Annotated in this window: 14 protein-coding genes; 10 read left to right on the top strand and 4 right to left on the bottom strand. The window is 57.7% G+C overall.

Annotation, left to right across the window (positions count from 1 at the left end; translation table 11 throughout):
• The first annotated feature begins 462 nt into the window (after nucleotides 1-462).
• Genes K9857_RS19010 through K9857_RS30300 form a run of 3 tightly spaced genes read left to right on the top strand, consistent with a single transcriptional unit; the run spans nucleotide 463 to nucleotide 5,898 of the window.
• Nucleotides 463-2,361 carry a DDE-type integrase/transposase/recombinase gene (locus K9857_RS19010; RefSeq protein WP_224538235.1) on the top strand — a complete coding sequence of 633 codons (1,899 nt, stop codon included), beginning with the start codon at nucleotides 463-465 and terminating at the stop codon, nucleotides 2,359-2,361.
• A gap of 1 nt (nucleotide 2,362) precedes the next feature.
• Nucleotides 2,363-3,340 (top strand): TniB family NTP-binding protein, encoded by a 978-nt coding sequence (locus K9857_RS19005; protein ID WP_224538233.1) that lies wholly within the window; start codon nucleotides 2,363-2,365, stop codon nucleotides 3,338-3,340.
• Nucleotides 3,337-5,898 carry a hypothetical protein gene (locus tag K9857_RS30300; protein ID WP_263487928.1) on the top strand — a complete coding sequence of 854 codons (2,562 nt, stop codon included), beginning with the start codon at nucleotides 3,337-3,339 and terminating at the stop codon, nucleotides 5,896-5,898. Before K9857_RS19005 ends, K9857_RS30300 begins: the two co-directional genes overlap by 4 nt.
• Before the next feature lie 773 nt (nucleotides 5,899-6,671).
• On the opposite strand, the gene K9857_RS18995 is transcribed toward K9857_RS30300, so the two are convergent.
• Together K9857_RS18995 and K9857_RS18990 are read right to left on the bottom strand one after the other, a co-directional pair.
• Nucleotides 6,672-8,009: a lysine N(6)-hydroxylase/L-ornithine N(5)-oxygenase family protein gene (locus K9857_RS18995; protein ID WP_224538232.1), complete on the bottom strand. Its 1,338-nt coding sequence runs from the start codon at nucleotides 8,007-8,009 to the stop codon at nucleotides 6,672-6,674.
• Between the two features lie 140 nt (nucleotides 8,010-8,149).
• Nucleotides 8,150-8,632, bottom strand: a complete 483-nt coding sequence (locus tag K9857_RS18990) for a sigma-70 family RNA polymerase sigma factor (protein ID WP_318011770.1) — start codon at nucleotides 8,630-8,632, stop codon at nucleotides 8,150-8,152.
• 369 nt (nucleotides 8,633-9,001) lie between these two features.
• On the opposite strand from K9857_RS18990, the gene K9857_RS18985 reads away from it, so the two are divergent.
• Genes K9857_RS18985 through K9857_RS18975 form a run of 3 tightly spaced genes read left to right on the top strand, consistent with a single transcriptional unit; the run spans nucleotide 9,002 to nucleotide 13,571 of the window.
• A complete protein-coding gene (locus K9857_RS18985) occupies nucleotides 9,002-10,174 on the top strand; it encodes an efflux RND transporter periplasmic adaptor subunit (protein WP_224538230.1) in 1,173 nt (390 codons plus the stop codon).
• Nucleotides 10,175-12,148: a MacB family efflux pump subunit gene (locus tag K9857_RS18980; RefSeq protein ID WP_224538228.1), complete on the top strand. Its 1,974-nt coding sequence runs from the start codon at nucleotides 10,175-10,177 to the stop codon at nucleotides 12,146-12,148.
• Nucleotides 12,149-12,155: 7 nt separating this feature from the next.
• A complete protein-coding gene (locus tag K9857_RS18975) occupies nucleotides 12,156-13,571 on the top strand; it encodes an efflux transporter outer membrane subunit (RefSeq protein WP_224538226.1) in 1,416 nt (471 codons plus the stop codon).
• Nucleotides 13,572-13,596: 25 nt separating this feature from the next.
• Here the strand turns inward: K9857_RS18975 and K9857_RS18970 are convergent, their stop codons facing one another.
• Both K9857_RS18970 and K9857_RS18965 read right to left on the bottom strand, forming a co-directional pair.
• Complete coding sequence (locus K9857_RS18970) at nucleotides 13,597-14,334, bottom strand: hypothetical protein (protein WP_224538224.1); 738 nt, start codon at nucleotides 14,332-14,334, stop codon at nucleotides 13,597-13,599.
• Nucleotides 14,335-14,801: 467 nt separating this feature from the next.
• A complete protein-coding gene (locus K9857_RS18965) occupies nucleotides 14,802-16,421 on the bottom strand; it encodes a PvdJ/PvdD/PvdP-like protein (RefSeq protein WP_224538223.1) in 1,620 nt (539 codons plus the stop codon).
• Nucleotides 16,422-16,599: 178 nt separating this feature from the next.
• Between K9857_RS18965 and pvdM the strand changes: the two genes are divergently transcribed.
• The 4 genes from pvdM to K9857_RS18945 all read left to right on the top strand — a co-directional run bounded on the left by pvdM (nucleotide 16,600) and on the right by K9857_RS18945 (nucleotide 22,356).
• The gene (gene pvdM, locus K9857_RS18960) at nucleotides 16,600-17,949 is read left to right on the top strand and encodes a pyoverdine-tailoring dipeptidase-like protein PvdM (RefSeq protein ID WP_224538222.1); all 1,350 of its coding nucleotides are present in this window, start codon (nucleotides 16,600-16,602) and stop codon (nucleotides 17,947-17,949) included.
• 29 nt (nucleotides 17,950-17,978) lie between these two features.
• Nucleotides 17,979-19,259, top strand: coding sequence for an aminotransferase class V-fold PLP-dependent enzyme (locus K9857_RS18955; RefSeq protein ID WP_224538221.1), 1,281 nt, complete (start codon nucleotides 17,979-17,981; stop codon nucleotides 19,257-19,259).
• A gap of 253 nt (nucleotides 19,260-19,512) precedes the next feature.
• Nucleotides 19,513-20,367: a formylglycine-generating enzyme family protein gene (locus tag K9857_RS18950; RefSeq protein WP_224538220.1), complete on the top strand. Its 855-nt coding sequence runs from the start codon at nucleotides 19,513-19,515 to the stop codon at nucleotides 20,365-20,367.
• Between the two features lie 339 nt (nucleotides 20,368-20,706).
• A complete protein-coding gene (locus K9857_RS18945) occupies nucleotides 20,707-22,356 on the top strand; it encodes a cyclic peptide export ABC transporter (RefSeq protein WP_224538219.1) in 1,650 nt (549 codons plus the stop codon).
• Nucleotides 22,357-22,414 lie beyond the last annotated feature (58 nt).

Below are 22,414 nucleotides of genomic sequence, written 5' to 3'. Positions count from 1 at the left end.
TTGGCAAGCGATTTTTGTTCGATCGTACGGTTTCAGGGTTCTGCAGATCACAGACGAGCGCGTTCAACTGTGCTCGATCCATAGTCAGCGAAATGTCCCCAACAGGGCTCAGCAGCGCTGCCTCGAATATACGTAAAAGTATACTAGTAATGATGCAGAAAACGACGCCTGCCAGCGGTGCGAAAACAATCGTTGCGCGCCTGAGAATAAAACAAACAGTAGAAATGGAGCGGCACTTTGCCTATGTCAACGCGTTGCTGAGGTACAAAGATTGGATTGCCCGCAAGACTTATCCCGATCTCGTTCGAGACCAGTTCTCTAGGTTGGCTCATATAGAACTTCGCGCAGAGCCAGTCAGCGGCACCGAAGGCATGCCGATATCTTGCTGCTCGGACAACTTGCTTCGCTCTGCTGTCCAAAACCTATCACCCGATACTGATACTTCAGTGGAGGACATATAGCATGCTTCGTGTTGACTCTATTCGTGCCGGTGAGCGATACCACTACTGCGGTAAGGATTACCAAGTCATGGAGGTCGACGACCAGAGAGTTCAACTGCGCTCCGTCTACGGTCCTCCGCAAGTGGTTTACCAGTATCGAGCAATGCTAAACCGCGCTGCCGCACAAGGAAAATTTATAAAGGTCCAAGAAGCGCCAATTGAGACGGATGCTAACAAAATCATCGCCCGTCTACCGAAAAAGGAGGCACGGCAACTGGAGGTGCGCTTCGCCTACGTTCACGCTGTCCTGAACGCACGGACGGGTTCAGTCACCCGCAAAACCTTTCCCGACTTGATCGAAAAAATGGTCGAAGAGCTGGGGCCGCATAAAGCCCCTTGCTACACCACTCTTTGGGACTGGAAGCGTGCGTATCTCTGTGCGGGAAATAACTGTGTTGCTCTCTTACCTAATACTTTTCGACCCATCAACAAACACATTTCGCATCAGCCGCGCGAAGTCCAAGAGTTGATTAAGTTTAACATCGCTACCTATTACTGGACGAAAACTCCATTCAGCAAAACTGGGTTGATCGGTAGCATCCGGTTGATGCTCGAACATCTGAATCTCCGCCGTGCAGAAAATGAACAATTTCGTATTCCATCCGAAAGTACGTTGTACCGCATCATTTGTGAAATTGATTCGCATGAGACCATTCGCCACCAATGCGGCGCCAAGGCAGCCAAAAAACTTCACTATTGGGGTGCGTCGACGCCAGAGCCTGACAGGCTGTTCGAACTGGTTGAGGCCGATACCCGCCAATTGGATATTTTTCTCGTCAATGAAAACGGTAAATCGATCGGTAAACCGATCTTAACCCTCTTCATCGAAGTCAAAACCCGCTACATCATTGCTTGGCACATTTCATTCAACCCAGCGTCGCTGGATACCACAGAAATTGCACTCAAAAAATCCATGAGCCTCGACAATCCTCATGGCGGTGTCGCCGAGCTCTATGTCTTCGACAACGGCCCCGAGTGGATAGCCAATGCCTTGAGAAAGGTCCTGTGGCTGTTGGGTGCCGAGGTGTCCTACTGCCAACCAGGGGAACCCGATGAAAAATCCCATGTGGAGGCAGTCTTCAAAACCTGGGCTACAGAGATCGAACATCGCATGCGGGGGACAACGTTTCAAAACTCCAAGGTAAGCGCTCGCTATGACGCCGAGGGCAACGCCATCTACACCCTGGAGGATGTGCGTACTTTGTTTTCGGAGTTCTTGGATATCTACCACGCGGACGAACACTCAACATTAGGCATGTCCCCCAACGAAGCGTGGTCTGCTGCACTGAGTCAGCAATTTAAACCGCACCGCTATTCAGAACAGGATTTACGCCGCGCTTTTTGGCGGAGTGCCGAGGTGACACCACACAGTAGCGGTCGCGTGCGTCACGACAACCTTCTTTGGTGGGGACCAGCCGTTAGCTACCTTGCGGAGCTGCGGCCCAAGGTAAAAAAACTCCTTCTTTATTTTGATCCCTGTGATGTGGGCAATGCCTGGCTATGCCATCCCCTGCATCCACTGGAGATCCAACCTCTGAATCCACTGCACCCGGAGTATCAAAATGGGCTGACCTTGGATTTTCATCACAAAATCTGGGCCCAACGCAAGGCAGTACGCAAAGCGAGATCACGGTGCACAACCGCCGAAGCAAAAACACAATTGCTTTGGAAGATCGCTCATGCCAATGCCACACGCCAGCCATTACCGCAGCCTCTGATGCTGGAACACGACCTTACAGACTTTGAACAATTGATGGCTGCCCAATCCCCTCCGGCTACCGTAGCCAGACCACGTGTTACGCAGCCTGAGTATAACCCCAACACACCAGCGGACTTCACCGTTTCGAAGGGGCATCATTGAAATGGACGAATTCACTCGCAATCGCATTCTGTTGGACCTTGAGGAAATCAGGATTAACTTTCCTGCTTATAACCAGGCACACTCAAAATTACTAAATGCCATCGAAGATACCCGCATTACTCAAAGGCCCTATGGCGCAGTCCTATGCGGATGGACGGGGGCAGGCAAGACTTCCCTATGTTTACAAATAAAATCGATGTTTGAATCCAATTATGAACTCGAGACCAATGCCGAAGTAAGACTCTGCGAACCTGTTATGTATTTCGAAGTCCCTAACGAGGTCACTGTAAAAGGCTTGGCTAGGGCACTGCTGTTGGAGTTTGGCATCGAGAAACCCGTCGGAAGCGGGGAGGAAATGACTGCACAAGCAATTAAGTTGCTCAAAGAAAAACACGTCGAACTGGTATTCCTGGATGAAATCCAGCGGCTTTGCATCGGTGCCGCTAAAAGAATCCATGTCCCTACACTTGGGTGGATAACATCATTTGTCAACAAGCTAGGCAAGCCCGTCATTATCTGTGGAACCGAGGAATGCGTAAAAATTAGATCTTACGTTGGCGCGTTCGCATCTCGTTTTCCTTATCAGGCCAATCTTGAGTATTTTACGTACGATGGGAATATACATTCTGAGTATTCCCTCATGTTACAGAATCTGGATCTAGCGATCGAACAGTTGATCGGGTGTCAGAACGAAGATCACTTGCAGACCCCGTCAATTACTGCCGCTTTGTTCATCGCCACGTCTGGAAGCCTTGGTTGGTTGAAAAAAATACTTTATATCGCATTAAAACGATGCCTTTCACAGAATATTCACAGAGGACTTACAAAGGAAGACTTTGCTTTCGCCTGCGATGAACTTACTCTTGAACAGTCACTCACAGAAGCCAATCCATTTGCGTTCGACCTAGCAGATAATCTGCGGGTAATTTCGTCACCCCAGGCAATCGCAAAGTTGAAACTTTATAGACTCGCATCATGAAAGAACTCGTTTATGTTCCTTTCCCTCGTGCTGAAGAAAGCCCGACCAGTCTGCTGAAGCGATTTGCAGTACATCATGGATGCGTGAATCAGAGGCAGTTCAATCGGTTGGGCGTACCAGATTATTCGAAAGGCACATGTTTAACCACAAAGGGGGCACTGCCGCGATGGATAGCATCCAGAGCTCACCAGCACGCGCCAAAATTTCTATCAGGATTTTATCAACCGACAGTTTTAATCGGCAAGCAAATACCCCATCAAGTCGACAATTTACAAGTCAAACCAAATCTAATTCGATGGAAGTACAATTTCTTCTGCTCGGAGTGTTGGGCGGAGGAGCATGAGCATTTCATGAAAGACCTGAATTTTTCAGTTAATTGCCCTTACCATAATCGTAAGTACCTAACCCATTGCCCTGAATGCGGCGCACGCCTTCAATGGATTAATCCACTGACCGATAAGTGTAATAACTGCAAAGCCGGGCTGATAAGCCCAACTTGCACTCCGGAAGATGCAGCACCTGAGCGATATATATTATCATTATTCAGAGAGCACAAACAAAAACAATTCGATCAGTTATGCCAAAACCTAGCGACATTAAACTTTAACCGGGAACACCCTGAAACTTTTGAAAACCGTCTTGCTATTGAAACAGCAATCAGCTTGGTCAATGAAGACGCCCCCGGAATCAAACACTATCTCGAGAGCATGAAAAAAAGATTCCCTCACATACCAAATGAAGCAATTTGTGCAAAACTAACGTTATTTCAAAGCCAGACTGTAAAAAAAACGTGCGAGACTTTTTGCATTGAAAACAATCTAACCACATCTAAGCCACCACCACATTCGACTGAAAAATACAATTCAACAAACCATCTTATAAATCCATTCATATTAACGCGCAGCCAAGTACGTCGCGGCTCTCACATGGGGACTAAAATCTTTAGTCAAGTAATATCACAGACATTGCCAATTTGGGACAAAGAAAAAAACGCGACTTTAAGCGATTCGGAGATCATAATTATTTTTGCAAAGATAAAGGAAATAAAAACCTCTAAACCCCGCTCACTTCTTGAAGCTGAAAGCATCGACTTGCAAACCGCGGCGATAAATTTTGGTATCAACCTTACATGTTTTAGAAAGCTAATCGCAGCTGGCTTTCTAAGAACTATAAAATTGAAAGGCTGCAGTCATCGAATTTCCATTGGACAGTTACAGGAATTCTCAAACCAATATGAAGCTCTTGATTCGCTAGCTGCAAGAGCAGCCCTAAGTAGGCCTAAGATCGTTGATCTCATGAAAGAGAACAACATATACCCCGTGGGTATACCAGGAGTATCTCGCTCCATCTTGTTACAAAAAAAAGACAGCGACCTATTATTCAGCATCATACAGGGACAAATAATTCCTAGTAAGACGAATGGGACTAACCAAGTCGCATATGATTCAATTAACCCTCTCGACCTACACCTTTACTCCACTATGACTGATGCTAGCATAGATTACAAAATTAAAAATTACGTACTACCAATTTTGATTAATGCCGGTATCCTACACCCTAGAAAATATGTAAACCATCCTAGAAAAGCCATTTTACTTTTAAAAACGGAGCTTGACGATTATAAAAAAAATCACCTAACTTTAGCCGCCGCAGCTGAAATTATCGGAGTATCAAAACTTGCGGCGAGGGCCATATTGAGCGACCTCGGCGTTTATCCCGTAGTAGGTGGCCCGCCAGGCCAATCCAAAATTTGGATATTCTCTTTACAAGACGTAGAGAACCTAGTTAAAGAACAAATAAGCAAAACCGAAAATAGGCTAACTATTGAGCAGGCCTCCAGAAAGCTGCACCTGAAAACCTTGACCATCTATGAGTTAATAAAAAGCGGAGACTTGGCGGCGCAAGGTGATAATCATGTGAGCAAAATATTTGCTGACGTGGAAAAAGTGGAAAACTTCTTTAAAACACACGTGGACATTGTAACAGCGGCCAAATGGTGTGGAGTAAGATGGTGGAGTGTAAAAAAATTCTTGAGCAGATTGAATATACCTGCTCTCGGTGATGCACAACATAAGGGGCGCACAATATTTTACCGTATTTCAGATTTAGAGAAAGCGGGCATCCTCAATCATGAACAAGCTACAAAATATGGATCGATAGCGGCGGACAAACCACAAAAAAACCAAAAAGACAACCTCTATGAAAATTTGACTTACATAGATCGACTAACTCAACTAAATGAGGCTTGTAGAAAATTTGACGTATCCCTGAACTGGTTTATCAGCACCTTCCTCAAAACTAATTTTCTAAAAACAATTAAATATGGAAAGAACACGTATTTAACTCCAGAAAGTATGGAAAAGCTTTCCGAATTTTTAAGCGAATACATTTCATTGCCAACGGCAAACAAGTCCATCGGCAGGAATAGGATGATATACCGACTACTGAGATTTAGAGAGATAGTTCCAGCCACACAGCTCCCGAAAGAACTTACAGGCAAAACATTTCTCCTCAGGTCCGATTTCAATAAACTGTTAAACCAACTCGGAAATTCATAATCCGATAGCGTGATCTACCCCCCAAAAACCTCTTATCATATCGCTACATTTAATTACGAGGGCTAGGATAAAATATGAAAATCAGAGAACTGGATTCCTCACAAGGTAATCTAGGATATTGATTACCCAAAACATCATGACGTCTTCGATTTTTCGATCACCACTATCGTTTAACACATCCAGATTAAACTATAACCATTCACCTCTCGCATGATGACTTCGCAGGTCATAGATGTTCAAGCCTGACGAGGGTTACTCCAAGATAGTTTTTAGGTGTATCCATTTCGTAAAAATTCCTTAATACCTTTTGCGATTTCGGAGCGCTAAAACGATAAACTATCGCTGGTCATAATGCAGACTAAAAAAGCTTAAACACAAAATCGGGCAAGTCCGTACGGACTAATGTAGCCATTAAAACACATGCCATATAGGTTCAAAATCCCCTCGTCGAAAGACCTTCACAAGCCCTTTCCGCAGCTGCACTCTACCGCTACGCTGAGCGCCAGTTCGTCTGGTCCTGAGTACCTAACGCGTCAATACAGTTTTTGTGAAATTTTTGTCCATTTTCCGCAGAAAAAAACCTTATAAATCAGAGCCGAATTTTCGGTTGACAGTGAAACGTAAAGGGAATGGGGTTTTGTGGTGCCTTTAAAGGCCTCATCGCGGGCAAGCCCGCTCCCACAGTTTTATCTTCTGCCACACAATTTGTGTCCACCGAAGATCCCTGTGGGAGCGGGCTTGCCCGCGATGAGGCCTGTCAGACACCGAAAAGATCAGCTCGCAGTCGCCAACAACAAATCCACCACCGACCGACTGTGCCCACGCTTCTTGCCATGGTCATACAAAGACCCGGCAATCTCATCCGCGCGAATCGGCAGGATCGACAGCAAGGTGTCGCTCAAGCCATGACTGGCCTGGCAGAAGCCCTGCATATAGATGCCGGCCTTGCAGCGCTCGTCGGTGATCAGTTTGTAGTTGCGGTCGACCTCGAAATCCCCCAGGTACTGCTCCAGCGGCGCCAGCAGTTTGCGGTGCATCTGGCGTTCGTAACCGGTGGCCAGGACCACCGCGTCGTAGTGATGAACCGTGATTTCGCCGGTCGCCGTATTGCGCACCGCCAGTTCGATGCCGCGCTCGTTGGCGGTGGCTTTTTCGATGGTGGTCAGGGTGCGGAACACATGGCGGTCGATGCCCGAGACTTTCTGCCGGTAGAAAATGCCGTAGATGCGCTCGATCAGGTCCAGGTCCACCACCGAGTAGTTGGTGTTGTGGTACTCATTGACCAGCCGCTCGCGCTCGCTGCTTTCCTGGTTGAAGATCAGGTCGGTGAACTCCGGCGAGAACACCTCGTTGACGAACGGGCTGTCGTCCGCAGGCTTCAACGCCGAGCCGCGCAGGATCATGTCGACCTGCACCGACGGGAAGCTGTCGTTCAGATCGATGAAGGCTTCGGCAGCACTCTGACCGCCGCCGACGATCGCGATGCTCATCGGCTGGTTGTTCACACAAGGCTGCTTGGCCATCTGCGCCAGGTACTGCGAGTGGTGGAACACTCGAGCATCGCCCTTGAGCGCCTTGAACGCCTCGGGAATGCGCGGGGTGCCGCCGGTGCTGACCACCACCGAACGGGTGGTGCGCACGTGCTGATGCCCGGTCGAATCCCGGGAGATCACCCGCAGCGCCTCGACCTGCTCCTTGTGCAGCACCGGCTCGATGGTTAGCACTTCCTCGCCGTAACGGCTCTGGTCTTCAAACTGCGCGGCGACCCAACGCAGGTAGTCGTTGTACTCCATGCGGCACGGGTAGAAGGTGCCCAGGTTGATGAAGTCCACCAAGCGGCCGTGGGCCTTGAGGTAGTTGACGAAGGAGTAAGGGCTGGTCGGATTGCGCAGGGTCACCAGGTCCTTGAGGAAGGAAATCTGCAGTTCGCTCTGGGTCGACAGGGTATTGCCGTGCCAGCTGTACTGGGCCTGCTTGTCGAGAAATAGCACATCCAGCTCGCCGAGGGTCGAGGCGCGTTCCTGCAGCGCGATGGCCAGTGCCAGGTTCGAAGGGCCGAAACCGACGCCGATCAGGTCGTGAACGAGGGGCGATGCAATTGCCTGTGTCATTTCCAGTGTCCTCTGGATGAACCCCGACGGTGGGGATAAGCCGAAGTGACCTGACCGGCCTTTGAGCAGGACAGCAAGTCGTTGATGAAGGGAACGAGGACAGTGAAATAAAATTTAACGTTTCGACGCTTCAGCGCGAATCAATGGTTATCCCATTGGCGCATCCGCACCCGGCAATGCTTCATCGCATTGACGATGTGCTTCTCCACCAGCGCCTTGGAAATCCCCAGGCGTTCGGCGATCTCCGGATGTGACAGGCCGTCGAGTTTGCGCAGCATGAAACTCTCGCGGCACAGCGCCGGCAGTTCCGCCAGGGCGCGCTGGAGCATGTCCAGGCGCTGGCCGTGGTCGAGATTGCTTAAAGGAGAGGGACTGAAATAACGCTCTTCGGTGTCGAGCACGTCCAGCGACTCGGCCTGACGCAGGGCGTTGCGCCGGTGATCGTCGATCACCAGATTCAGCGCGGTGCGATAGAGGAATGCCCGGGGCTGCTCGATCGGCGTGTCGCTGGAGCGTTCCAGCACGCGCAGATAAGCGTCATGCACCACATCTTCGGCGACCTCGCGGCTACCTAGCTTGGCGTTCAGGAAACACACCAGCTCCCGATAGTAGTTTTCCAACATGACTCCCGTCCGCACGGGTGCGGTTTGTGTCCTTGAGCCGAGCGATCGACCCGAAAACAGGCAATGGCGCGATAGTGGCAATTTGAAGTGCGTAATTTATAGTAATTCTCATATAGATTTAAAGCGTTGCTTTGTATTGGCCGACAAATAGTCGAATGACTGTAGGAGCGAGCACGCTCGCGATGGTCGTCAACGATGACGCTGGCAGTCTGATGGCCCGCGGTGTCCGGGCCTCCATCGCGAGCATGCTCGCTCCTACAGGGGTAGGTGTTACGCGATATTTCGTCACTTAAATTCACCGCCACTTGCCTCGTTTAGTGGACAGCTCCCCGTCCCGAACGACGGGCCACCCCTTCGCCGGAACCCTGCATGAAACGTCCCCGTCAGACCCGACGCGCCCTGCTTGTCGCACTCAGCCTGATCCCCGTTGTCGCCGTCGCCGCCTGGCAGATCCTCCCGCCGGGGCGCGACAGTTTTGCCACCGTGCAGGTCAGCCGTGGCGATATCGAAAGCAGCGTCACCGCCCTCGGCACCCTGCAACCGCGGCGCTATGTCGACGTCGGCGCTCAGGCGTCGGGGCAGATCCACAAGATTCATGTGGAAGTCGGCGACCGGGTCAAGGAAGGCCAGCTGCTGGTGGAAATCGATCCGTCCACGCAGCAGGCCAAGCTCGACGCCGGGCGTTTTTCCATCGAGAACCTCAAGGCCCAGCTAGAAGAACAGCGCGCGCAGCACGAGCTGGCGCGGCAGAAATTCCAGCGCCAGCAGAATCTCAAGGCCGGCGGCGCCACCCGCGAAGAAGACGTGCAGACCGCCCAGGCCGAACTGCGCGCGACCCAGGCGCGCATCGACATGTTCCAGGCGCAGATCCGCCAGGCCCAGGCCAGCCTGCGCAGCGATCAGGCCGAACTGGGCTACACGCGGATCTACGCGCCGATGTCCGGCACCGTGGTCGCCCTCGACGCCCGCGAAGGCCAGACCCTCAACGCCCAGCAACAGACCCCGCTGATCCTGCGCATCGCCAACCTGTCGCCGATGACCGTGTGGGCCGAGGTTTCCGAAGCCGACATCGGCCACGTCAAACCCGGCATGAACGCCTGGTTCACCACCTTGAGCGGCGGCACCCGGCGCTGGAAAAGCACGGTGCGGCAGATCCTGCCGGTGCCGCCCAAACCGCTGGACCAGACCAGCCAGGGCGGCGGCAGCCCCGCCAGCTCCAGCAAAAGCGGCAGCGCCCGGGTGGTGCTGTACACCGTGCTGCTGGACGTGGACAACGCCGACAACGCACTGATGGCCGAGATGACCACCCAGGTCTTTTTCGTCGCCGACCAGGCGCAGAACGTACTCACCGCCCCCATCGCGGCCCTGCAAGCCGGCAGCCAGGCCGATCAACAGACGGCCCAGGTGGTGGCGCAGAACGGCAACATCGAACAACGCACGGTGCGCACCGGCATCAGCGACCGGCTGCGGGTGCAGATCCTCGACGGCTTGCAGGAAGGCGATCACCTGCTGATCGGCCCGGCCGACGGGAGTGGCGGTTGAATGCAGACGCCTTTGATTGAACTGCAGGACATCCGCAAGGCCTACGGCGGTGGCGACGCGCCTGAAGTGCATGTGTTGCGTGGCATCGACCTGTCGATCCATGCCGGCGAATTCGTGGCGATCGTCGGCGCCTCCGGGTCCGGCAAATCGACGCTGATGAACATCCTCGGCTGCCTCGACCGCCCGACCTCGGGCGAGTACCGCTTCGCCGGGGAAAATGTCGCCGCGCTGGACACCGACGAACTGGCCTGGCTGCGCCGCGAAGCCTTCGGTTTCGTATTCCAGGGCTATCACCTGATCCCGTCCGGCTCGGCCCAGGAAAACGTCGAGATGCCGGCGATCTACGCAGGCACCCCGGCCGCCGAACGCCATGCCCGCGCCGCCGCCCTGCTCGAACGCCTGGGACTTGCCACACGCACCGGCAACCGCCCGCATCAACTCTCCGGCGGTCAGCAGCAGCGGGTGTCCATCGCCCGCGCGCTGATGAACGGCGGCCACATCATCCTCGCCGACGAACCCACCGGCGCCCTCGACAGCCACAGCGGCAAGGAGGTCATGGCGCTGCTCGACGAACTGGCGAGCCAGGGCCACGTGGTGATCCTGATCACCCACGACCGCGAAGTGGCGGCGCGGGCCAAGCGCATCATCGAAATCCGCGACGGCCTGATCATCAGCGACAGCGCCCGGGACAACCCGGAAGTCCAGCACTCGGCCAACGCGGGTGCGTTGCAGGCGGTGGATTTGCGCCAGCGCCTGAACGAAGGCGCGCAAGCCAACGGTGCCTGGAAAGGCGAGCTGGTCGATGCGGTGCAAGCGGCCTGGCGGGTGATGTGGATCAACAAGTTCCGCACCGCCCTGACTCTGCTCGGGATCATCATCGGCGTGGCGTCGGTGGTGGTGATGCTCGCCGTGGGCGAAGGCAGCAAACGCCAGGTCATGGCGCAGATGGGCGCCTTCGGCTCGAACATCATTTATCTGAGCGGCTGGGCACCCAATCCGCGAACGCCGCAGGGCATCATCACCCTGGACGAAGTCCGGGCAGTGGGCAGTCTGCCGCAGGTGACGCGGATCATGCCGGTCAACGGCCAGGAAGCCGGGGTGCGTTTCGGCAACCTCGATCATTTGAGCTACGTCGGCGGCAACGACACCAACTTCCCGGCGATCTTCAACTGGCCGGTGGTCGAAGGCAGTTACTTCACCGAGGCCGACGAACGCAACGCCGCGGCGGTGGCGGTGATCGGCCACAAGGTCCGCACCAAGTTGCTCAAGGACGTGGCCAACCCCATCGGCCAGTACATCCTGATCGAGAACGTGCCATTCCAGGTGGTCGGCGTGCTGGCGGAAAAAGGCGCCAGCTCCGGCGACTCCGACAGTGACGACCGCATCGCCATCCCCTACTCCGCCGCCAGCGTGCGCCTGTTCGGCACCCACAATCCGGAGTACATCGCGATTGCCGCCGCCGATGCGCGCAAGGTCAAGGAGACCGAGCAGGCCATCGAACAGCTGACGCTGCGCCTGCACAACGGCAAGAAGGATTTCGAGCTGACCAACAACGCGGCGATGATCCAGGCCGAAGCGCGCACGCAGAACACCCTGTCATTGATGCTCGGTTCGATCGCGGCGATTTCGCTGCTGGTGGGCGGCATCGGGGTGATGAACATCATGCTCATGACCGTGCGCGAGCGGACCCGCGAGATCGGCATTCGCATGGCCACCGGAGCCCGTCAGCGCGACATCCTGCGCCAATTCCTCACCGAGGCGGTGATGCTTTCGGTGGTCGGCGGGCTGACCGGCATCGCCCTGGCGCTGATCGTCGGCGGCGTGTTGATCCTCAGCGAAGTCGCCGTCGCGTTTTCCCTGATAGCGGTGCTGGGCGCCTTCGGCTGCGCGCTGGTCACCGGTGTCGTCTTCGGCTTCATGCCGGCCCGCAAGGCTGCCCGACTCGATCCGGTCACGGCCCTTACCAGTGAATGATTTTTCGATGAAGCCGTCCCTCAGTCTGTTGACCCTGTGTTTGATTCTCGCCGGCTGCGGCAGCCCTGCCCCGCGTCCGGACAGCGGCATCGCCCCGCCTTCCTCCTGGCAATCGCCCCATGATCAGGCGGCCGCGCGCAGCAACGCGCAATGGTGGAATCGCTTCGGCAGCCCGCAGTTGGAACGTTTGGTGGAACAGGCGCGGGTCGGCAGTTATGACTTGGCCGCCGCCATCGCCCGGGTGCGCCAGGCCCAGGCCGAGACGGTGGTCGCCGGCGGTTCGCAGCTGCCGGAGGTGAAGTTCGCGGCGAACGCCAACCGGCAGAAACTGCTGCGCGGCAATGGCTACAGCCAGCTGGATGCCGACAGCAGCAACAAGGCTGTGGATTATTTCGATGCCAATCTGAGCGCCAGTTATGAGATCGATTTCTGGGGTGGCAAACAGGCGACCCGTGACAGTGCGCAGTTCGCCTTGCAGGCCAGTGAGTTCGATCAGGCGACGGTGGAGCTGACGCTGCTCAGTGGCGTGGCCAATGGGTACACGCAGACGTTGTCGTTGCAGGAGCAGAGCCGGATTGCCGAGCTGAATCTGGCCAATGCCCGCAGTGTGCTGCGGCTGGTGCAGACGCGCTTCGATTCAGGCTCGGCGACGGCCCTGGAACTGGCGCAACAGAAGAGTCTGGTGGCGGCGCAGCAACGGCAATTGCCGCTGGTGCAGCAACAGGCGCGGGAGGCGCAGATCAGCCTCGCCGCCCTGCTCGGCCGTCCGGTGCAGGCGCTGGAGTTGGGCCGGGAAGGTTTCGATCAACTGACCTGGCCAGCCATCGATGCCGGCGTGCCCAGCCAGTTGCTCAGCCGGCGCCCGGACATCGCCAAGGCCGAAGCGGAACTGGCCGCCGCCCAGGCCGACGTCACCGTCGCCCGCGCCGCCATGCTGCCCACCGTGACCCTCACCGCGGAGATCGGCTCCGGCGCCGACCGAGCCGGCGACATCCTGCGCAGCCCCTTCTACAACCTCACCGCCGGGCTGCTGGCGCCGGTGTTCAACAACGGCCGCCTCGGCGCTGAGCGCGACAAGGCCGCGGCCCGGCAGCAGGAGCTGCTGGAGGACTATCGCGCGAGCATCATCAACGGCTTTGCCGATGTGGAAAAAGCGCTGAACAGCATTCGCGGGCTGGACCAGCAGCGGCAGTGGCAGGCCGAGGAATTGAGTCAGGCGCAGACGGCGTTTGATATTGCCCAGAGCCGTTATCAGGCGGGGGCCGAGGATTTGCTGACGGTGCTGGAGACGCAGCGCACGTTGTATGCGGCGCAGGATCTGAATGTGCAGCTGAGGTTGGCGCGGTTGCAGGCGAGCATTGCGTTGTACAAGGCGTTGGGTGGGGGGTGGGAGTTGGCTCAGGGGAATGGGCGCGATCGTTGAGCCCGGTCCCCTGAAAATGAGTGGGTTAAAGTTCAACGGTAAAGGTGTTGAGACTTGTACGGTTGTAGAAGACATCTCGCAGCATTTGGATTGAGTAGCCAAACGAAACCGTCTGTCCCAAGAGCCCTGCGAATCGATGAAAGGGCATTTGGATTACGATTTTTTGCTCCGGTATGGTCGAGATAACCCGGCCAACATACATTGTCGACGCTCCATGCCTGAGAAATATGCTCACGTAAGATCCGCGAAAAAGTCCCTTTATTGGAGGAATGGAAAAACGTGCGCCGCCTTGAGCTTCGATCAGATGAAGCTTGATCACGCCGTTGATTTCGTCGTCGGCCACTGCGTATCCAAGCTTTTCCAGGTCAAGCGTATCTTCGGTAACGGTGATTTCGCCGGGCAAGGAAGGCGTGTCCACACCACCAACAGGCACGGTATAGGTCATCGTCACCCGCTGGCCTTGATGAAGCAGAATCTGCTCATCGGTTACCCGAACCCCTTGGTAGGCTTCGGCCGCTTCGTAGGGATGCTCTATGACGGTGGTGCCCTTCTCGCTGCTCAAGCACACCTGCATCGGCGCGCCATCCTCCACGCCGGCAATGTTCTCGAAACCTACTACCAGACCGTTGCGACTCATCTGGAGCATTGCCGGATAAAGCACGCTGTCAACAAGATGAGTGGCTTGGGACGCGGCAAAGTACATGTTCGGCGCCGGGAGCGACTCGGACTCGACGAAGCCGGAACGGATGGCTGCTGAAGTCATGACAGATGTCCTCTTACAGAGTTGAACTGCTCGGAGGAATATCAGGCCGTATAAAGCACTCGGTGCCTACTGACAGAAATGACAGTTCGTTGGGGCTTTCCGATCAACGGCAGGGCCTGCATTGCACGGGGTTATGGATGAATGGTTAGGAATGTGGCGCCTGTCAGGCCGCCTTCGCGAGCAAGCCCGCTCCCACAGTTGACCGCATTCATCCTGAACAAACGCGGTCGAATGTGGGAGCGGGCTTGCTCGCGAATAGGCCGGCACATCCAGCATCCTTGTCGCCTGACACACCGCCATCGCGGGCAAGCCCGCTCCCACAGTGGTTTGTGTCAGCCGCAGATGTTGTGCACATCTGCAAAACTTGTGGGAGCGGGCTTGCCCGCGAAGAGGCCGGCACATCCAGCATCCATGTCGCCTGACACACCGCCATCGCGAGCAGGCTCGCGATGAACGATGACTCGGTATCAAGCCTGGCTCTGCTTGGCCTTCAAATGCCGGGCATACCAGGGCCTTTGCGGCACTTTGCGGAACAGGTCCTTGAGCTTCTTTTCATCCTCGCCAAAGGTGATGCGCAGCGCCAGCTTCATGGTCTCCGGGTCCATTTCCACCGACCGGCCCGCCTGCAATCCCGGCGTCGTGCTGCAGCCGTGGGTGTCCGGGCCGAGCCAGGGGTCGTCGACTTCGACCCAGCGCCCCGGCGCAAACCACGGCACACCGTTGACCTGCTGACGCGTGACCTCCCCCGGATGAAAGCGCTCATGGGCGCGGAACCAGTCTTCCAGGCGGTCGTCGATCCAGCCGTGGAAATGCCAGAACACCGGGCTCACATGAGACGAAAACGGATCGCCGAGAAAGTCGTTCTCCGCCGCGAACCATCGCGCGGAAAAGTCCGACGGATCCCGGGCGAACGGCACCGGCTGGCCGTTGGACGGATCGCGGGGCACCGAGGCCCAGCGCATGTGCAGCCAGTCGTGCAGCCCCAATTCCACCTCGGAACCGAACTGCCCCAACGTCAGCTTCGACAGATAACGCGGGTCGCGGTACTGCGATTCCCAGACCTGGAAATTGCTGTGATAGGTCTCGGCGGTCTTGATATCGCTGACCCACTGCGAGTACTCGTCATCGTCATCGGCCAGCCAGGTCGGCGGCAGCGCGGTGCCGTCGTGGTTGTCGAAATAATTGGCGAAGCCGATGCGATCCCGGGCCAGTTCCGGTTGCGGCAGGGGAAATTGCGTCCACGATGGCAGATCCTGAATCGAACGCGCCGTGCCGAGCATGTGCCGGTGCATGAAGAAAAAATCCACGCCGGAGCCATTGCGATCCTTGCGCGTGCCACGGGCGTCACGCTCCTTGTCTCGTGGGCCGGGCTGCCAGCCGATGCCACGCAGGGCCTCGCGCTTGTCTTCAGGCAAGGTGTGCCATTTGTCCCGTGAGGCATGCCAGAGCTGATGAAACAGGCGATGTTCAGGCGACGTCAGCCAGGCCAATAGCGGCGCGTTCAGCCCGGTGCGCTCCCGGGCTTCGGGGAACACACGCTTGACGGCGATGAAGCGGTTGTCCTGTGCGGTCAGCATCAACGGACGATCCAGATCCAGTACCCGCCCGCTCAACGAACCGCTGCCGGCATTGCCGAACGCGGCCCAGACTTCGTCCAGCGCCATGCTGAATTCGTAATCGCAACTGCCATTGGCGCTGAGCAGCCGCCAGCTCAATTGCGCCGGCTTGCCACCGGCCAGATCGCCGAGCACCTGATAACGCGGTGCTTCGCTGGAACGCAGTCGCTCGGCGGTATCGAGAAAGCCGATCAGCCCGCGGCCCTTGTGGCCGATGTCGAGAAACACTTCCAGGCCGTCCGCGGGCAGGCCTTCGAGCCCGGCATCGCGGCCTTCGAAACGGATCTGCCAGACACCGCGCAGCGAGTCGGCCAGACGCTGGCCGGCCACGTCCGCGACATCGAACGAGGCCTCGCCGGGGGTGATCGTCGGGTCCGGTTTCGTCCATTGGCGATGCCCATAAAAAGCCGCAGGCACGGCCGCGCCGGTCAGCGCCAGGCCCGCCATGAACCATCGTCGAGAAATCGTCATTGCCCTACCTGTGTCAGCCATGGAGCAGGCTTTATCCCAGCTAGAACGTTTGTTGCCGGCGGAAATTTATGGTGCCAGGAAAAGATCGCAGCCTAAATTCCGCGCCCGACCACTCGTTCTCCCCAAATAGCAAAGGCCCCCGCGCCTGCACCCCGACGGCGAACTGATTGAGACGGCAATGACTACACCACGCTCGAAAAAGGCTCTTTTCATCGGCCTGCCGCTGGCCCTGGCGATCGGCGCCGGGGCGGGCTTCGCGGCCTGGGATTACTGGTTCAGAGGCAACCCCGGTTACCCGGCCAAAGTGATGAAACAGGCCGATGAACTGCACGAGCGCCTGCTCTCTTTCGACAGCCACATCACCGTGCCGATGGACTTCGGCACCGCCGGCAACGAGGCGGACAAGGACGGCAGCGGCCAGTTCGACCTGGTCAAGAGCGGGCGCGGGCGACTGTCCGGCGCGGCGCTGACGATCTTCGGCTGGCCGGAAATCTGGAACGGCCCCAACGCGCCGCACCGCCCGACCGCCGGCTTCATCGAAGAAGCTCGCTTCGAGCAGGAAACCCGCTACAAGATCATCAGCGCCATGGTCCGCGACTACCCTAACCAAGTCGCCATCGCCTACACCCCCGAGGATTTCCGGCGCCTGCACGGCGAAGGCAAGTTCGCGATCTTCATGAGCATGCTCAACGCCTACCCGCTGGGCAACGACCTCAACGCCCTGGACAAATGGGCAGCCCGGGGCATGCGCATGTTCGGCTTCAGCTACGTGGGCAACAACGCCTGGGCCGACTCGTCGCGGCCGCTGCCGTTCTTCAACGATTCCCGCGATGCCCTCGGCGGCCTGTCGGAGATCGGCAAGCAGGCGGTGCATCGCCTCAACGACCTCGGGGTGATCATCGACGTATCGCAGATGTCGACCAAGGCCCTGGAACAGGTGGCGCATCTGAGCCGCACACCGATGGTGGCCTCGCACTCCGCGCCCCGTGGCCTGGTGGACATTCCGCGCAATCTCAGCGACCAGGAAATGCAGCTGATCAAGGACAGCGGCGGCGTGGTGCAGATCGTTGGCTTCCCCACCTACATCCGCCCGCTGAGCCAGGCCACCCAGGACAAGCTCAACGCCCTGCGCGCGCGCTTCGACCTGCAACCGTTGCAAGGCCTGGAGATGGCGCTGATGCCGGGCGATCCGATCATCACCGTCTGGCCCGAACAGCGTTTCGGCGAATACGCCAGCGAGCTCTACGCCATCGTCGACGAGGAACCCAAGGCCACCCTCAAGGACTACGGCGACGCGATTGACTATGCGGTGAAAAAGATCGGCATCGATCATGTCGGCATCAGCTCCGACTTCAACGACGGCGGCGGCCTCGATGGCTGGAAGGACGTCAGCGAAGTGCGCAACGTGACCGCCGAGCTGATCAGTCGCGGCTACAGCGAAGCGGACATCGCCAAGCTCTGGGGCGGCAACTTCCTGCGGGTCTGGGATCAGGTCGAGAAATCCGCCAGACCCATTGCTAAAAACTGATGCCACTTTTGCCTAGCGAATTCGAAGCCATGACCAACCGACGTTCCTTCCTCAAACAGGCCGGCATTCTCGCCGCCGGTTTGCCCCTGACTGCCGGGGTGAACCTGCCGGCGCTGGCCTCCAGTTCGCCGCCCTTGGCCAAAGGCAAATGGATGCAGTTGCGCCAGCTGTTCAATCAGGACCCGGACTACCTGCACTTCGCCAATTTTCTGGTGACGTCGCACCCGACACCGGTACGCAACGCCATCGACTTGCACCGCGCCAGCATCGACCGCAACCCCGGTCGCGCCATGGACTGGGATCTGCAGGAGACCGAGAAGCGCGAGCACAACGTGCGGGTCTGGGCCGGGCGCTATTTGAACGCCAAACCCGAGCAGATCGCCCTCACCGGCAGCACCACTGAAGGTCTGGCGATGATTTATGGCGGCATTCATGTGCGTCCGGATCAGGAAATTCTGGTCAGCGAGCACGAGCATTACTCGACCAACTACACCCTGGAATTCCGTCAGCAACGCCAGGGCACCCAGGTGCGCAAGCTCAAGCTGTTCGAGAACAGCCGCGATATTTCCGTGGATGAAGTGTTGGGTTCGATCGCCAGCGGCATCCGCCCGGAGACTCGGGTACTGGGCATGACCTGGGTGCAATCGGGCAGTGGCGTGAAGCTGCCGATTGGCGAGATCGGCAAGCTGGTGGCGGAGTTGAATCGCCAGCGCGACGAGAAGGATCGCATTCTTTATGTGGTCGACGGGGTGCACGGGTTTGGTGTCGAGGACCTGGATTTTCCCGACATGCACTGCGATTTTTTCATCGCCGGCACCCACAAATGGATGTTCGGACCGCGTGGGACCGGGATCATCTGTGCGCGCTCGGCCGAGGTGAAGGACGTAACGCCGATCATTCCGACCTTCTCCGAGGCGACCACCTTCTCGACCATCATGACTCCCGGCGGTTATCACAGTTTCGAGCATCGGTGGGCGGCGGATGAGGCGTTCAAGTTGCATCTGGATCTGGGGAAGGCGTCCGTACAGTCGCGGATTCATGAACTCAATACCTATGCCAAGAATCGCCTGCTGGAACAGCCGCGGATTGAGTTGGTGACACCGCAGAGTCCGCAGTTGTCCGCCGGGTTTACGTTCTTTCGGGTCAAGGCGCAGAGCTGTGAAAAAGTCGCCACCGAGCTGATGCAGAACCGTGTGGTGTGCGACGCCGTGGAACGCGACGCCGGGCCTGTGGTGCGCATTGCGCCTGGGTTGCTCAACAGCGAAAACGAGATCGACCGGTTCATGGCACTGCTCAACAAAACCGCATGACCGGAAAAACCTTCCCTGAAATGCGTTCCCTTATGGTGAGGGGGCTTGCCCTAATGCCGATCAGTTAAGCCGAACACAATATCTGTGGCGAGGGGGCTTGCCCCCGTTGGGTCGCGAAGCGGCCCCAAAAAGATGGGACTGCTGCGCAGTCCAGCGGGGGCAAGCCCCCTCGCCACAGGTCACCTTTTGCCTGGTCCATCACCACAGGTATCCCGTCGCCCCATTTCTATTTTTCCTTCGATCGAGATAACTCATGACCCTCAATCTACTAGCTCTGTCAGCTCTGGCAGCCCTCCTATCCACCACCACCCAGGCCGCCACCCCACCCCAACCCGGCAAAGTCTTCAAAGACTGCCGCAACTGCCCCGAAATGGTCGTCCTCCCCGCCGGCACCTTCACCATGGGCACCCCGGACGATGAGGTCGGCCGCGAACCCGATGAAGGCCCGATGCACGACGTCACCTTCGCCAGACCCTTCGCCATGAGCCGTTTCCAGATCACCGCCGGCGAGTGGGACAGTTATGTGAAGGAGAGCGGCGTGACCATCGCCAACGGCGACACCCGCCCAGGCCGCGAGTGCATCGCCAGCAAACCGCGCTACCCGCAGAGCCCGCGCCAGCCGGCGGTGTGCATGAACTTCCAGGACGTGAAGAACTACGTCGCCTGGCTGTCGAAAAAGACCGGGCAGAAATACAGCATGGTCAGCGAAGCCCAGCGCGAATACGCCGCCCGTGGCGGCACCAAGGGCCCGTTCCCCTTCCCGTTCGATGAAGGCAAGGAATACAGCATCGCCAAACACGCCAACACCTACGGCCCCGCTGACGGCTACAGCTACAGCTCGCCGGTGGGCAGCTACCCGCCCAACGCCTTCGGCATGTACGACATGCACGGCAACGTCTACGAATGGGTCGAGGACTGCGAACACCCCAACTACGTCGGCGCCCCCACCGACGGCAGCGCCTGGCTGGAAGCCAACTGCGAAACCGTGCGCATCCGCGGCAACGACTGGGGCGAAGCACCGGTCTTCTCCCGCTCGGGCAACCGCAACAGCCAGTACCCGCAGGAGCGTGGCGACTGGATGGGCTTTCGCGTAGTGCGCGAACTCTGACCTGCTTGCGCCTGCAAGGGATGGCGCAATCCGGCGTGCGACGCAACACCTGTGGGAGCGAGCCTTCTCGCGATGGTCGTCAACGATGACGCTGGCTGCCTGACACTCCGCGGTGGCCTTGCGTGCATCGCGAGCATGCTCGCTCCTACAGGGGACCGCGTTCTTCCTGGGAAAATGCAGTCAACTGTGGGAGCGGGCTTGCTCGCGAAGAGGCCATGTCCGTCACCGAAAATTCCGAATGAAACCCCGCCCTCACCACCAGTCGTCCACCCTCTAAATTAACCCCGCGACCACACGTTCTACTGGGTATCTGCCTTCCGACCCAAGGAACTGTCTTCCATGACCCAGCCCACCCGAGGCGCCATTGGCGAATTGTTCGCCCTGCTCAAACCCTTTCGACTCATCGTCACCGCCTCCATCGTCCTGGGCATGGTCGGTGGCCTGAGCGTCACGGTGTTGCTGGCGACCATCAACAACGCATTGCATTCGGACAGCGGCCTGACCCAGGGCGTGGTCGCGCTGTTTGCCGGGCTATGCCTGTTGGCGCTGGCCAGTTCGATCTGCTCGGACATCGGCACCAACTACGTCGGCCAGCACATCATCGCCAAGCTGCGCAAACAGCTGGGCGAGAAGGTGCTGTCGGCGCCGATCGAACAAATCGAACGCTACCGCAGCCACCGCCTGATCCCGGTGCTGACCCACGACGTCGACACCATCAGCGACTTCGCCTTCGCCTTCGCGCCGCTGGCGATATCCGTCACCGTGACCCTGGGCTGCATGGGCTACCTGGCGATCCTGTCGTGGCCGATGTTCCTGATCATGGTCGCCGCGATCCTCATCGGCACCGCGATCCAGGCCTACGCCCAGAGCAAGGGCGTGCAGGGTTTCATGGCCGCCCGGGAAGCCGAGGACGAACTGCAGAAGCACTACAACGCCATCGCCGAAGGCGCCAAGGAACTGCGCATCCACCGCCCGCGTCGCCAGCGCATGTTCAGCTCGGGGATCAAGGGCACTGCCGAGTTCATCTGCAATACCCAGGTGCGCTCGATCAACACCTTCGTGATCGCCAAGACCTTCGGCTCGATGCTGTTCTTCGTGGTGATCGGCCTGGCCCTGGCGCTGCAAACCTTCTGGCCGAGCGCCGACAAAACCGTGATGAGCGGTTTCGTGCTGGTGCTGCTGTACATGAAAGGCCCGCTGGAACACTTGATCAGCACCCTGCCGATCGTCAGTCGCGCGCAGATCGCCTTCCGCCGCATCGCCGAGTTGTCCGAGCAATTCTCCACCCCGGAACCGCACCTGCTGCTCAGCGACAAGGCCGACGCCAAACCCGCCGTGCAGGAGCTGCAACTGGCGGACGTGCGCTACGCCTTCCCCTCGGTGGACGGTGCCGCGCCGTTCCAGCTGGGACCGGTCAACCTGTCGATCAAACAGGGCGACATCACCTTCATCGTCGGTGAAAACGGTTGCGGCAAGACCACGCTGATCAAGCTGCTGCTGGGCCTGTACACACCGCAACAGGGGCAGATCCGGGTCAACGGCGAAGCCATCGACGCGCACAACCGCGATGACTATCGCCAGCTATTCACCACGGTCTTCGCCGATTACTACCTGTTCGACGACGTTGTCCAGGGCGAAACGCACATCCCCGAAGACGCCAACAAGTACCTGGAACGCCTGGAGATCGCCCACAAGGTCAGGGTCAAGGACGGCAGCTTCACCACCACCGACCTCTCCACCGGCCAGCGCAAGCGCCTGGCGCTGGTCAACGCCTGGCTGGAAGAACGCCCGGTGCTGGTGTTCGACGAATGGGCCGCCGACCAGGACCCGACCTTCCGCCGGATCTTCTACACCGAGCTGCTGCCGGATCTGAAACGACTGGGCAAGACCATCATCGTGATCTCCCACGACGATCGTTATTTCGATGTGGCCGACCAGTTGGTGCGCATGGAGCGCGGGCGGGTGGTGACCGAGTTGATGCCGGCCTGACCGAGCTTGGCGCATACCCAATGTGGGAGCGGGCTTGCTCGCGAAGGCGGTGTATCAG

It is taken from the genome of Pseudomonas sp. REP124, from assembly GCF_020164475.1.
Lineage (GTDB): Bacteria > Pseudomonadota > Gammaproteobacteria > Pseudomonadales > Pseudomonadaceae > Aquipseudomonas.
This window is presented reverse-complemented; position numbering and strand designations above follow the sequence as displayed.

Bases quoted from the DNA above. Each gene is read 5' to 3' on its own strand.
- K9857_RS19010 (WP_224538235.1), top strand. From the start codon at position 463: ATGCTTCGTGTTGACTCTATTCGTGCCGGTGAGCGATACCACTACTGC.
- K9857_RS19005 (WP_224538233.1), top strand. From the start codon at position 2,363: ATGGACGAATTCACTCGCAATCGCATTCTGTTGGACCTTGAGGAAATC.
- K9857_RS30300 (WP_263487928.1), top strand. From the start codon at position 3,337: ATGAAAGAACTCGTTTATGTTCCTTTCCCTCGTGCTGAAGAAAGCCCG.
- K9857_RS18995 (WP_224538232.1), bottom strand. From the start codon at position 8,009: ATGACACAGGCAATTGCATCGCCCCTCGTTCACGACCTGATCGGCGTC.
- K9857_RS18990 (WP_318011770.1), bottom strand. From the start codon at position 8,632: ATGTTGGAAAACTACTATCGGGAGCTGGTGTGTTTCCTGAACGCCAAG.
- K9857_RS18985 (WP_224538230.1), top strand. From the start codon at position 9,002: ATGAAACGTCCCCGTCAGACCCGACGCGCCCTGCTTGTCGCACTCAGC.
- K9857_RS18980 (WP_224538228.1), top strand. From the start codon at position 10,175: ATGCAGACGCCTTTGATTGAACTGCAGGACATCCGCAAGGCCTACGGC.
- K9857_RS18975 (WP_224538226.1), top strand. From the start codon at position 12,156: ATGAAGCCGTCCCTCAGTCTGTTGACCCTGTGTTTGATTCTCGCCGGC.
- K9857_RS18970 (WP_224538224.1), bottom strand. From the start codon at position 14,334: ATGACTTCAGCAGCCATCCGTTCCGGCTTCGTCGAGTCCGAGTCGCTC.
- K9857_RS18965 (WP_224538223.1), bottom strand. From the start codon at position 16,421: ATGACGATTTCTCGACGATGGTTCATGGCGGGCCTGGCGCTGACCGGC.
- pvdM (WP_224538222.1), top strand. From the start codon at position 16,600: ATGACTACACCACGCTCGAAAAAGGCTCTTTTCATCGGCCTGCCGCTG.
- K9857_RS18955 (WP_224538221.1), top strand. From the start codon at position 17,979: ATGACCAACCGACGTTCCTTCCTCAAACAGGCCGGCATTCTCGCCGCC.
- K9857_RS18950 (WP_224538220.1), top strand. From the start codon at position 19,513: ATGACCCTCAATCTACTAGCTCTGTCAGCTCTGGCAGCCCTCCTATCC.
- K9857_RS18945 (WP_224538219.1), top strand. From the start codon at position 20,707: ATGACCCAGCCCACCCGAGGCGCCATTGGCGAATTGTTCGCCCTGCTC.